Genomic DNA, 12,942 nt, shown 5'->3' with positions numbered 1-12,942 from the left:
GTCATAAGTTTAATGTATCAAACTTATTGGAGTGTGGCCGTGAAGTTTAAACACAAAGTCGTATCCGTCTCTGCGCTTGTGCTGCTTGCAGCATTACTGATCTTATCTGTTATTCAATATATTTCGGTGCAATCAGCAATCAAAGCGCAAGCCGAACAAAGTGTGAATGAAATAATTCAGGGAATTGGTAATACTGTCACTGCGCAAATGAAAGGAGCAACCGATCTCGCCGCTCTTGCTACCAACCTCGTAGCTTCCACTGACACCTTAGACGCGGCCTTCCCTATTCTCTCTCAGCCACAGCTCACAACCTCCTTCCTACTAATAGGTTATGGCGAAGAGCAAACAGGAAAGTATGTCGCTAGCGATCCAAAATGGAACCCAGGTGCAAACTGGGATCCGAGAAAGCGGCCTTGGTATACCGACGCAAAAACTGCACGAAAGCTCATTATCACAGCACCTTACGCTGATGCGGTAAGTAACGAAATCGTGGTATCAATTGGTACACCTGTGTTTAAACAAGGCCAATTTAACGGCGCTATTTTTTACGACGTTAGTTTGGCAAAACTCGGCGAAATGATTAACTCGTTTAACCTGCTAGGCGCAGGCTTTGCCTTTATGGTGAGTAAAGACGGGTCGACTATCTCACACCCTGATGTAAAACTAAATGGTAAGTCTTCTCGTGCATTTCTCGGTGACATAAGTATTTCAGAAAATATCCAATACGTTGAAGTTAACGGCGAAGACAAATTAGTGCAGTTTAAAGAGGTCGAAGGCTTAGATTGGTATTTAGGGGTGATGCTGGATGAAGACACCGTTTTTGCTGCACTTTCACGACTGCAAAGAGATGCAGTCATATTTGCCTTTATTTCTGTGGCACTCGCGACTGTGCTACTTTCTTTTGTGATTAGTTTATTATTAAAGCCACTTGATGAAATCAACACCGCCATGGCTGCTATCGCACGCGGTAATGCAGACTTAACCGTACGATTAAATACCGAGCATGAACCCGAATTTGCAGCACTGGCACAAAATTTTAATGCCTTTACCAGCAGCTTACAGTCTTTGATAGCGAATATTCAAGGTTTAGGCCATGAGGTATTAAACGATGCTCAACAAACATCTAAGGTCGCAAATAAAGCCAAACTTTCCATTCAAGAGCAATTAGCGAGTATCAAAGTCCTTGATGAAGCAACAACACACATGTCTGCAACTGAGCATCAAGTAACACAATCTGCCCATGAAGCCGCTGAAGCAATTAAAACCACCGATCAAGTTGCTCGCCAAGGAGAAACAATCGTTGCAGAAACAACGGAAACAATTCAAGAGCTATCTAATCAAATCAGTTCGGCAATGACCGTAGTTACTGAGTTAGAAAGCTCGTCTACGGCTATTGAACAAATACTATCTGTTATCAACAGTATCGCCGAGCAAACTAACCTCCTAGCGCTCAATGCAGCCATTGAAGCCGCAAGGGCTGGTGAGTCTGGTCGCGGCTTTGCCGTCGTTGCAGACGAAGTAAGATCGCTTGCACAAAGAACACAAGAAGCCACAACTGAAATCCGTGGAATGATAAGTCAACTGCAGTCGGGTTCAGAAAGCGCGGTCACTGTAATGAAGCAAAGCCAACATTATGTCGATAAAACGGTTGAAAAGGCAGACCAAACCAAAGCCGCGCTTGAAGATATGCGCAGCGCCATTCGCCACATTGTCGATTTGAACTCTCGTATTGCTGATATGCTGAATGAGCAAAATGACATTGTAAATAACGTGAATAGTAGTAGCTCATCAATTCGTGGTATTTCCGAGTCGGTGTATAGCGAAGCTAAGAGCGTTGATGCCACCATGCAGTCTCAAGTAGAAAAGATAACAACCCAAGAACAACTACTAGAGCAATTCAAGGTTTGATTATCGGTAAACTAAACCGTTACTATAGAGACAGTTGTAAAGCGGCGCGATGCCAAGAGATAAAACATGAAAGCGAATTTGCAGGAATTATTTGAACAGTATTTTCAGATAGCTGAACAGGTTCAGATCAACCTCTATCCGGTTGATGACAATATGGTTCCAGAGAACGAATATCAATTAGAAGCTGCAATTCCGCCGCTATTTAAGCTCGCGAACGAAATTAATGAGTTAGATCTTAATGCCCTGCGACCACTTCGTAATCTGGGTGATATTGCCAATGAGTTAGCAGCTTATTTGCAGGCGCAATCACGTAAGATTGATTTAATTATCAGCCACATTCTCGCAACTGAAGAACCTGACGACAGTCATCTATTTTGTGACAGCTACGGCGGTGGCGGCCTGACCGCAACGTTAGAAGCAGATTATGAGGTCGGACAATCATTGCGAACTAAAATATTTTTGCGCAATGAAGCCAGTGCTATCTTTTGCTACTCAGAAGTCATTGCCAAGCAAGATGGTAAATTCACTCTCGCCTTTACCGCTATTAGAGAAGCGGATCAAGAGTTACTCGTACGGGCGAGCTTACACGCCCAGACCAGACAACTTAAGCTAAAGCAGCAAAAAGACCAATAAGGCATTTAACGCATTAGGTGCCTTCTTTAAATGCTCAATTATCTTCATAAAACTTACTGACACACCTGAGGTTAATGATAAACTATAGGCTTATTATTATATGGTGATGATTTAATGAGTTTTACTTTACTCCCAGAATGGGCACCACAAGATGCAATCATGCTTACTTGGCCGCATTCTGATACCGATTGGAGCGACATTCTCAGTGACGTTGAACCTGTGTACGTTGCACTTTGCCAACATATTACCCAAGTTCAAGAAGTCGTTATCGTGGCGCATAATGAAGCGCTAAAACAGCATATCGAAAACTTACTCAGCACAGCTGAGGTTAGCTTAGCTAAGAGTCACTTTGTTGTTACGCCTTGTAATGACACATGGGCCCGTGACCACGGTCCACTTACGACGCAAACAAGTACAGGAAATCTATGTATCAAAGATTTCACCTTTACAGGTTGGGGTAACAAGTTTGCTGCGGATTTAGACAATAAGATCAATCAGCAGCTTGCCAAACAGGTCCTCAACCCAAACTGTACCTTTGAACAGGTCAACGTGGTACTTGAAGGCGGCGGTATTGAGATTAACGAGTCTAATGTCTTATTGACCACTTCAGAGTGTCTGTTGAACCCAAATCGCAATCCACATCTAAGTAAAACCGAATTAGAACTATTGTTGCAAAAAGAGTTGGGTGCTGAGTCATTCTTGTGGGTAGATCATGGATACTTAGCCGGTGATGATACTGACAGTCATATCGACACTTTAGTGCGTTTTGCACCGGATAACACCTTGGTATATGTTAAGTGCGATGACAAATTAGACGAGCACTATGATGCCCTCAATAAAATGGAACAGCAGCTACGCACATTCCGCACCCCAAATGGCGATCCATACCGTTTAATTAGTTTACCTTGGCCTAGTGCTAAGTTTGATAACGAGGGTGAGAGATTACCTGCAACCTATGCAAACTATCTGATCTTGAATAAAACGGTGTTAGTACCTATCTATGGCGACGACAAAGATCAAGAAGCACTGGACAAAGTCTCTCTTGCCCACCCAGAAAGAACGGTAATTGGCGTTAACTGCCTACCAATCATCCATCAATTCGGTAGCCTGCACTGTATTACGATGCAGTTACCAAAAGGTTTTTTAAGGTAAGTACCATGACTGAAAAAAACATCAAAGTTGGTATTGTTCAACATAGTAACTCTACAGATCTCGTAAATAACTTTGCGAAAACCTGTGACGGTATCCGAAAAGCCGCTAGTCAGGGTGCTAAGCTTATCGTGCTACAAGAATTGCACCGCAGCTTGTATTTTTGCCAGACTGAAGACACCGCTCTCTTCGACTTAGCGGAAACCATTCCAGGCCCAAGCACAGACTCACTAGGCGCACTTGCAAAAGAGCTTAATGTTGTCATCGTTGCGTCGTTATTTGAAAAGCGTGCAACAGGGCTTTATCACAACACCGCTGTTGTACTTGAGTCTGACGGTACGATTGCCGGCAAATACCGTAAAATGCATATTCCTGATGACCCTGGCTTTTATGAAAAGTTTTACTTCACACCTGGCGACATGGGCTTTACTCCAATTCAGACTTCTGTTGGCAAATTAGGCGTACTGGTGTGTTGGGATCAATGGTTCCCAGAAGGCGCGCGTCTGATGGCAATGGCGGGCGCTGAGTTTTTAATCTACCCAACTGCAATCGGCTGGGATCCTCGCGATGACAAAGCAGAGCAAATCCGTCAACGAGATGCTTGGATAATTGCACAGCGTGCACATGCAGTGTCGAACGGAGTACCTGTGATCAGCGTTAACCGTGTTGGCCATGAATCAGACCCTTCAGGTCAAAGTGAAGGTATTCAATTCTGGGGCAATTCTTTCGTTACCGGTCCACAAGGCGAAATGTTATTGCATGCATCTGAAGCAGCTGAGGAAATCTCGGTTGTTGATGTTGATCTTGCACGCAGTGAATCTGTTCGTCGCATCTGGCCGTATTTAAGAGACAGACGAATCGATCACTATCAGGATCTTTGCAAAATTTATCGCGATTAATAAATAGGAGTAATCAATGGCGAATGTGCAATGGAACAATTTACCTTGGGTAAAATCAAACAAGGATAAAATTTCGTGGGGTAATTTGGTTGGCAGTAGCTTATCACTGTGTTTGAGTGAGCACATCCAACAACATGACAACTTAGTTGTACTCGTCACTCCCGACACCCCCTCTGCACTTCGCCTTGAGCATGAACTGGCGTATCTTTTAAAAGATACGCCAGTCATGATGTTTCCTGACTGGGAAACATTACCCTATGATCACTTTTCACCACATCAAGATATTATTTCTCAGCGTCTTGCGACGCTAAATACACTCAAACAGGAAAAGCAATCCGTACTCATCATTCCTGTTTCAACCCTTATGCTACGTACCGCACCACCTAGCTTTATCCACGGCATGAGTCTTCAGGTAAAAAAAGGTGACACAGTAGACGCACAAAGCTTGCGTGATACCTTAACTCAAGCGGGTTATCGTCATGTTCAGCAGGTAATGGAACATGGTGAGTTTGCTGTTCGAGGCTCCATTATCGATTTATACCCCATGGGTAGCCCACTCCCCTTTAGACTAGATTTCTTTGATGATGAGTTAGACTCAATTCGTCATTTTGATATCGAAAGCCAACGCTCAAATGATGAGATTGATGCTATCGATTTATTACCGGCGCACGAATTCCCAACCAATGCAGAAGACATTGAACGCTTTAGAATTAATTACCGCGAAGCGTTTGGCGCAAGTAGTGAAAAAGACAGCATCTATATGCAGGTTAGTAAAGGAAACTGGCCTGCTGGTATAGAGTATTATTTGCCGCTCTTTTTCGATTCGTTAGCGACGGTGTTTGACTATTTGCCTGAAGATACCGTATTTATGCCTTTTGGCGACATTGAATCTGCGGCGCAAACCTTTTGGCAAGACGTATCTAAACGCTACGAAAGTCGCCGGGTTGACCCACTTCGTCCGCTACTTTCACCAGCCAAGCTATATCAGCCAATAGAGACCTTGTTTGAAGGCCTTAACGGCTTCTCTCGAATAAAGCTTAGTCAAGCGATGCTGGGGACCAAAGCGGGCAATAGCAATGTCGCAGCTGAATTAATCGACGATGTTCGCATTGAGCATAAACAAGCTAATCCATATCAAAAAATCCTCGATTACATCGCTGCTGAGAAAAAACAAAAGTCTCGCGTGTTATTCAGTGTTGAATCAGAGGGCCGACGAGAGTCACTGCTTACCTTATTAAAACCAACAGGGCTAAAGCTTAAGCCTTATAAGCGCATTGCAGAATTTGTATCTAGCGACTCAGATGTTGGTGTGGTCGTCACTCCACTCGCTACCAGTGTGAAACTACTGGATAAAAAATCGCTGTCTATCATCACCGAGCAAGAACTGTTAGGTGTTAAAATCTCCCAAAAACGCCGCCGCAAACATAAATACGAGCAAGGGCAAGATGCGCTGATCCGAAACCTCGCTGAGTTAAAAGAAGGTCAACCTATTGTTCATTTAGATCATGGTGTAGGGCGCTATTTAGGGCTAGAAACCATAGATGCAGCGGGTATTGCTACCGAGTTTGTGACTATCATCTATGCCAATGACGCTAAACTTTATGTGCCTGTCTCTTCACTCCATATGCTCAGTCGTTACTCAGGAGGTGAAGAAGCTTCTGCACCACTTCATAAACTGGGTAATGACGCGTGGGAAAAAGCAAAACGCAAAGCGGCTGAAAAAGTCAGAGATGTTGCTGCTGAACTCCTAGACATATACGCAAAACGTCAAAGTAAACCGGGTTATGCATTTAAGCTAGATGCGAGTGCCTATCGAGACTTTTCCGATAGCTTCCCATTTGAAGAGACAGACGATCAACGCAATGCAATTACAGCCGTACTTGCGGACATGCAATCAAGCCTAGCGATGGACAGACTTGTTTGTGGCGATGTTGGCTTTGGTAAAACCGAAGTGGCCATGCGTGCTGCGTTTGTTGCCGTCAACGATAGCAAACAAGTGGCCGTCTTAGTGCCAACTACGCTACTTGCCCAACAACACTTTGAGAACTTTAAAGACCGTTTTGCCGATCTGCCAGTTGAAGTCGGTGTGCTTTCGCGCTTTAACTCAGCGAAAGAACAAAAAGAGACGTTACAAAAACTTGAAGAAGGCAAAATTGATATTGTGATAGGCACCCATAAGCTTATTCAAGAAAACATCAAGTTCGCCGATTTGGGTCTGCTGATTGTCGACGAAGAACACCGCTTCGGTGTGAGACAAAAAGAAAAGATTAAGCAGCTAAGAGCAGATGTCGACATTCTTACCCTGACCGCAACCCCAATCCCGCGTACGCTGAATATGGCGATGAGTGGTATGCGTGATCTCTCTATTATTGCAACACCTCCAGCCAAACGATTAGCGGTAAAGACCTTTGTACGAGAGCGCAACGACGAGCTTATTCGCGAAGCAATTCTGCGTGAAATAAAGCGCGGTGGACAGGTTTACTTCCTCCACAATAACGTCGAGACGATAGATAAGGTCACCGCTGATATCTCGGCACTCGTGCCAGAAGCTAACGTTACTACTGCCCACGGGCAAATGCGTGAAAAAGAACTTGAGCACTTGATGGGTGAATTCTATCACCAAAAGTATAACGTGCTTGTATGTACAACCATTATTGAAACCGGTATCGATATACCCTCTGCTAATACCATCATTATGGATAGGGCTGATAAACTCGGATTGGCACAATTACATCAGCTTCGCGGCCGTGTAGGACGAAGCCATCACCAAGCATACGCATACCTACTCACGAAGAATAGCCAAGCCTTAACTAAAGACGCGGTCAAGCGCTTACAAGCCATAGAACAACTCGAAGACTTAGGCGCAGGCTTTGCCCTTGCCACCCACGATTTAGAGATCCGTGGTGCGGGTGAGCTACTGGGAGATGACCAAAGCGGTCAAATTCAAACCGTTGGCTTCACGCTGTATATGGAAATGCTAGAACAAGCAGTTGAAGCCTTAAAAAATGGCAAAGAGCCAACACTCGATAACCTACTTCAGCAGCAAAGTGAGGTTGATCTTAAGTTCCCAGCACTGCTACCGGACGATTACATTCATGATGTAAATATTCGTCTTAGCATGTATAAACGCATCGCAAGCACTAAGTCGCTGGCGGAACTTGATGAGCTGCAAATCGAATTAATCGACCGTTTTGGACTGCTTCCAGATGCGGCGAAAAACCTTTTTGCGGTGCAGTCTGTTAAGCTAAAGGCAACTCAATTGGGCATTAACAAGGTCGAAGCAAACCCCAAAGGTGGCTTCTTTGAGTTCAGTAGTCATACAAAAGTTAACCCAACATTCATCATAGGATTGATACAAAGTAGCCCGTCAACCTATAGAATGGAAGGCGCGAATAAACTGAAGTTCCTGATCGAAGAAAAAAATGGCCAAGAGAGATTAAAACTGGTTAATGCGATGATTGATGACTTTGAGAAAAAGGCTGTAGCATGAAAACAATAAAAAGTCTGGCCATCCTAGCGGCTTTGGTCAGTAGCGCGTCTGCACATGCCACCCGTTGGTTTGAAGTAGAAATGATAGCATTTGAGCAAGAGCCTAGTTTCTCTTTGCGAGAAGACTTTAGTATTGAACCTGAACCGCTCTATCAAAAAACCATCAAGTCACTATTATTCGACGGTTTTAATACCACCGGCTATAAACTATGCTTGGAAGGCAGTGAGCAGTTTGCTGAGCAAGATTTTATTCGAGGATTAACGTCGGGCGCGCACTCTAGTTCTTGCGATCCAGATGCAAACTATGTTGAAAAATTCGACACTTTGCCTCTTTCACCAAAAGTTGATCCACAAGAACACATGGACTCTATCTACTTGTTGGATGAGTCCCAGCTTAATTTTTCCAACAAGATTGCAGAGCTAAAACGTAAAGGGCTCAAGCCACTGTTGCACACTGGTTGGCGATTCCCAGAACAAAGTAATAAGCGTGCTCCTAATATCGAGATTATTGCTGGCAAACAGTTTGCATCGCCATCCAGTTATAGCGTAATAGAAAATGACGATCAGTTTTCGTCACTATCGAAGCGTTTTAATATCGAAGAATCGAAAGAGCATGTGCATTGGCAGCTTGAAGGCTTGATTAAAATTCACGTGAGACATTACCTTTACGTAACCACAGATTTAGATTTAAAGTACGAAGACGGTAACGATATTCGTACTGCTCGTATGTCTCAATATACGCGCGTGTATAGCGGCGACATACATTACTTAGATCACCCTAAACTTGGGGTCATCTTTCAAATAAGAAAATACAAACATTAGACGGGCAACCCTATGAAAAAATTACTAACTGCTGCTGCGCTACTTACCCTAGTCGGCTGTTCTAAAGTAAGTTTAGAAAACTACAACAAAATAGAAGTGGGCATGGACAAAGCTGAAGTTGAGAGTATTCTTGGCTCTGCTGATAACTGTGAAGAGAAAACACTACATACCAATTGTATTTGGGGAAGCGAAGACAAGCATATTAAAGTAACGCTACTTTCTGACAAAGTCACCCTTTATTCAAAGAAAGGGTTAAACTAACCACAACTCAGTGCTTTATCGTTTATGTGATAGAGCACTCTAGTGTTGAGTTCCGAGAAACAACTTAAGCTAAACCTAAAAAATCGTGTAAATTTCATATAGTACTAATCAAAATCACAATTTAGGAAAAGCGAAAGGTATTCCTTCAAATTCGCTTCGCAACAAAACCACCAGAGTAAAGTGGAATAAAGAGCACACATGTAGGCAAGTTTAATAACGATTTGTCTTAATACTTACTCAATCTGTAGGAGCGAATCTGACGCTAACTGCGTTAAGAACTGCTTATTTAGAACAACTAAATAGAAAAGCTTTTGGCTTCCCTAGATGGATTTAGGTACCTTGGAGAGTAGCTGGATGTATCAGTAGTATTATCGGCAAATATCACTTAATTAAGCAAATTGGTATAAGTGAAAGTTTATGAAAAAAGAGTACTACTTTGAGTACTCTTTTCTCGTATTTAGATTAGAAATTATATTTCAAATTCACAAACACTTTACGACCCCAAGGATCATAGAGTGAAGAGTTTGCACCTCGGCCATCTACGTAATCTGGTAGAATTTTGTCGAATACGTTTCTAAACCCAACCTCTACTGAAGCTTTGTCGAAGCGATACTTAGCAGAAATGTCATGCGTTATAAAGCTACCAGTATATGAATGCTCTTGGTCTTCTTTCGACTCGCCTCTTTCTTCTCCTGATTCAGTCAGTGTATCTTCTAAATCAATCAAAGCTGAGCGATCAATAAATCTTGCATACCATGTTGCAGACCAGTTATCTTGAGCATAAGTTGCTCTGAACGTGCTTTGCCATTCTGGATCACCAAGCTCGCCATGTTCGCGTTTTACAAGCTCAGGGCGGTTTTGGAATTGGAATGTATTTCTTTCGATCAAATGGCTAACAAACCACTTTAATTTCAGATCACCAGGAAGTCCAATAGATGTCAGATCTGTATTATAATGAATATCAGCTTCAACACCTTTAACTTTTAGTTTAGCTGTATTTAAATAGCCAGACTCAACACGCGTAATTGACATAGTAGCCGGATCGCGAGTTACTTGTCCGCAGAAGACAGAATCTAGATCAGGACCATCTACACAGTTATCCGCTACGGTTTGTATTGTTAGCGATTGAATTGCGTCTGTGATCTCGATATCAAAGTAATCAATACTCGCCGACAGCCCCTCAATTGGCGTGAATACAAAGCCTAAAGTTAACGACTCAGCTTCTTCTGGGTTAAGATTTGGGTTACCGCCTGTAAGCGTCTCTTTTGATACATTATCTTCAGCTTGGAAATTAGCCGGGATCCCTAATGCCGCACAGTTCTTGATACGGTTTGGGTTATCGGAAATATTATCGACGTCACATGGATCGGTAACTCGACCAAAACCTGGTGATCGTGGAGAGAACGACTCTGCAATGTTTGGTGCTCTAACCGCTTCGCCGAAAGTACCACGTAAGCTATAGCCTTCTAATGGAGACCACATAAAACCAACTTTCCAAGCATCAGCCTCACCGGTATGTGAGTAATCTGCTCTTCTGAACGCTGCATCAACAGAAAGTTCATGGGCTAAAAATACATCAGCCAAAATTGGTAGGCGTGTCTCGACGAACCATTCTGATACATTATACTCGCCATATACATTTGGTGTAGCAGAATTTGATAATACATTTGAACGAGTTAATTCATCGGTGATAGTCTCTGACGACTCCCAACGCTTTTCATAACCAAACGCAAATCCAACTGCACCACCTTGTAATTCAAAAAACTCAGCGGTATCAAACGATGCAGAACCACCCACGAAACGCTGTTTCACAGCATCGCTTCTGGTAACATCGGCTGTGATCCAATCCATAGCTTCAGCTGAGGCTTGGCCAAATCCAAATGGATTGTAAGGTACACATCCGCCAATATTTACTGTCTCTGGACTCTGGTAACCTTCCGGCTGAGCTTCAGAAACATTGCTACGGCAGTCTGCTTTACCCGTATTCGGATCGATCACCGCATCGATTGCTGCCGCCCAATTCCCCAAAATTAAATCATTTTCAGTAATTCGGTCATTTTCAGTGCGGCCGTATGAATAATACACATCGTAATCAAATATTGTGTCACTCAGAGTAAAGGCACCACGTAACCCAGACATAAGCGTAAACGTTTCTCGTTTGTTTTTAGCCGAACGGTTACCAATTTCGTCTAGAAATTTATTAATTTGAACTTCTTCTAGTCCACGATCTGCAAATACTTTCTTATCTGCAGCAGATAAATAAGGGTTATCTGCCACTTTGATTCTATTTTGGCCAAATCGAAAACTTGGCTGGAATTGTTGAGCGATATCAGAGCGAACGTACTTGAAATCACCATAAAGCTCTACATTATCGTTAAAGGCATAGTTAAACAACGCCCCTGTTGAAACTTTGTCACGCTGAGGAAGATAGTTCACATAGTCTTCAGGAGAGAAACAATATTTACAACCATCAGGGAAGCTTGCAAACGCACTATTGGCGAATAAGCCTCGAGTTGGCATGAACTCACCAATGCCGTCATTCGAGAATGTGTAGTTAATACCGCCACCTCTCAATACACCATTAGGGCTAACATACTCCGACACAACGTTTGGAACCCAAAGCTCATCAAAGATCCCGTCATCTTCACCAGTATTTTCAGGATTTGGCATATGACCACCAAGATTGAAGTTTGGCATATCTTTTGTCATAACTTCTTCTATAGTGTCTTTTGTTACGAAAAAGGTTACATTCCCTTTGCCGTCCTCTGAATTCACACCACCAACTAAGCTATATGCACTATTTTTACTACCCACGCCCTCTGTTGAGTCGCTGTAACTAGCGCTTAGCTCTAGACCTTCAAAATCTTTCTTCAAGATAATGTTAACAACACCTGATACCGCATCAGAACCATAAACTGCTGACGCACCACCAGTTGTCACTTCAACTGTTTTAATCAATGCGGAAGGTATAGTCGATAGGTCAACTGTAGAAGAACCGGCTTCACCCGAAACATGTCTCTTACCATTAACGAGCACAAGGGTTCTGGCTACTCCAAGCCTTCTCAAATCTACAGTACTCATACCTGCAGAACCGTTACTATTTGAGTTGGCTCGAATTGTTCCGGTCGCACCAATCGCAGGTAATTCTGCAAGTACAGAAGCTAGGTCTGGAATACCCGCTTGTTCAATTTCCTCACCAGTTATTGAAATAATGGGCGCTGGTTGACTCAACTCAAAACGGGCAATACGTGAACCTGTAATCTGAATCTTTTCAACTTTATCAAGTGATTCATCTGAAGCAACTTCTTCTGCAATCGCTGTTGATGCAATGATACCTGTCAATGAGATGGCTAATGCAGAGTGAATAGCATTACTCAGTTTGCTTTTTTTCATATAGACTTTCCCTAATTATACTTTTTCTTTGAGACAAAATTAGTCTCGCGATCAGATTAACTTAATTTAAAAAAAAGCAAATACAACTAAACGCAATTTCCATTATCCCCAAAAAGTGTACAAATTTATTTTTACACTTTTACTACACAGAGCTAACCCGCATCCATTGTTAATTAGTTGAAAAAATACCATTTTAGTCATCCCACCCACTCTAGTAATTGTAAAGAAATAAATACGAAGTACAATTATTGTAATGGGATCTTTTTAATATTTTTTTGCAAAATAATTAGCAGTTGCTCCTTAAGCTCTATTCCAATTATCTTTTATATACAAAGAGTTAGAATGTAGAAATGCAGATAATATCTAATAAACTTTCGCTCAATTTGAA

8 protein-coding genes are annotated in these 12,942 nt (G+C 42.6%); 7 read left to right on the top strand and 1 reads right to left on the bottom strand.

Translation table 11 applies throughout. The features are described from left to right. Window positions 1-39: 39 nt before the first annotated feature. From QSH61_RS09180 to QSH61_RS09150, 7 genes are all read left to right on the top strand, one after another. The gene (locus tag QSH61_RS09180; protein ID WP_206472912.1) at window positions 40-1,908 is read left to right on the top strand and encodes a methyl-accepting chemotaxis protein; all 1,869 of its coding nucleotides are present in this window, start codon (window positions 40-42) and stop codon (window positions 1,906-1,908) included. 66 nt (window positions 1,909-1,974) lie between these two features. Continuing rightward, complete coding sequence (locus QSH61_RS09175) at window positions 1,975-2,541, top strand: hypothetical protein (protein ID WP_010372743.1); 567 nt, start codon at window positions 1,975-1,977, stop codon at window positions 2,539-2,541. A 114-nt stretch (window positions 2,542-2,655) separates the two neighbouring features. Beyond that, window positions 2,656-3,693 (top strand): agmatine deiminase family protein, encoded by a 1,038-nt coding sequence (locus tag QSH61_RS09170; RefSeq protein ID WP_206472911.1) that lies wholly within the window; start codon window positions 2,656-2,658, stop codon window positions 3,691-3,693. 5 nt (window positions 3,694-3,698) lie between these two features. Further along, window positions 3,699-4,589 (top strand): carbon-nitrogen hydrolase, encoded by an 891-nt coding sequence (locus QSH61_RS09165; RefSeq protein WP_206472910.1) that lies wholly within the window; start codon window positions 3,699-3,701, stop codon window positions 4,587-4,589. A 16-nt stretch (window positions 4,590-4,605) separates the two neighbouring features. Continuing rightward, window positions 4,606-8,079, top strand: a complete 3,474-nt coding sequence (mfd, locus tag QSH61_RS09160; RefSeq protein ID WP_206472909.1) for a transcription-repair coupling factor — start codon at window positions 4,606-4,608, stop codon at window positions 8,077-8,079. Continuing rightward, entirely contained in the window at window positions 8,076-8,900 is an 825-nt protein-coding gene (locus tag QSH61_RS09155; protein ID WP_174168892.1) for a CsiV family protein, read from the top strand. The genes mfd and QSH61_RS09155 overlap by 4 nt, the downstream gene beginning before the upstream one ends. Window positions 8,901-8,912: 12 nt before the next feature. Then, window positions 8,913-9,161: a hypothetical protein gene (locus tag QSH61_RS09150; protein ID WP_010604723.1), complete on the top strand. Its 249-nt coding sequence runs from the start codon at window positions 8,913-8,915 to the stop codon at window positions 9,159-9,161. A gap of 462 nt (window positions 9,162-9,623) precedes the next feature. Here the strand turns inward: QSH61_RS09150 and QSH61_RS09145 are convergent, their stop codons facing one another. Continuing rightward, window positions 9,624-12,554, bottom strand: coding sequence for a TonB-dependent receptor domain-containing protein (locus QSH61_RS09145; protein WP_206472908.1), 2,931 nt, complete (start codon window positions 12,552-12,554; stop codon window positions 9,624-9,626). Window positions 12,555-12,942 lie beyond the last annotated feature (388 nt).

The sequence above is a fragment of the Pseudoalteromonas sp. JC3 genome (assembly GCF_030291895.1).
Classification (GTDB): Bacteria; Pseudomonadota; Gammaproteobacteria; order Enterobacterales; family Alteromonadaceae; genus Pseudoalteromonas.
The sequence above is the reverse complement of the archived record's forward strand: the minus strand, read 5'-3'. Positions and strand labels throughout refer to the sequence as shown.

What these genes read in the sequence shown, in the direction of transcription:
- QSH61_RS09170 (WP_206472911.1), top strand. Translation starts at nt 2,656, where the DNA reads ATGAGTTTTACTTTACTCCCAGAATGGGCACCACAAGATGCAATCATG.
- mfd (WP_206472909.1), top strand. Translation starts at nt 4,606, where the DNA reads ATGGCGAATGTGCAATGGAACAATTTACCTTGGGTAAAATCAAACAAG.
- QSH61_RS09155 (WP_174168892.1), top strand. Translation starts at nt 8,076, where the DNA reads ATGAAAACAATAAAAAGTCTGGCCATCCTAGCGGCTTTGGTCAGTAGC.
- QSH61_RS09175 (WP_010372743.1), top strand. Translation starts at nt 1,975, where the DNA reads ATGAAAGCGAATTTGCAGGAATTATTTGAACAGTATTTTCAGATAGCT.
- QSH61_RS09150 (WP_010604723.1), top strand. Translation starts at nt 8,913, where the DNA reads ATGAAAAAATTACTAACTGCTGCTGCGCTACTTACCCTAGTCGGCTGT.
- QSH61_RS09145 (WP_206472908.1), bottom strand. Translation starts at nt 12,554, where the DNA reads ATGAAAAAAAGCAAACTGAGTAATGCTATTCACTCTGCATTAGCCATC.
- QSH61_RS09165 (WP_206472910.1), top strand. Translation starts at nt 3,699, where the DNA reads ATGACTGAAAAAAACATCAAAGTTGGTATTGTTCAACATAGTAACTCT.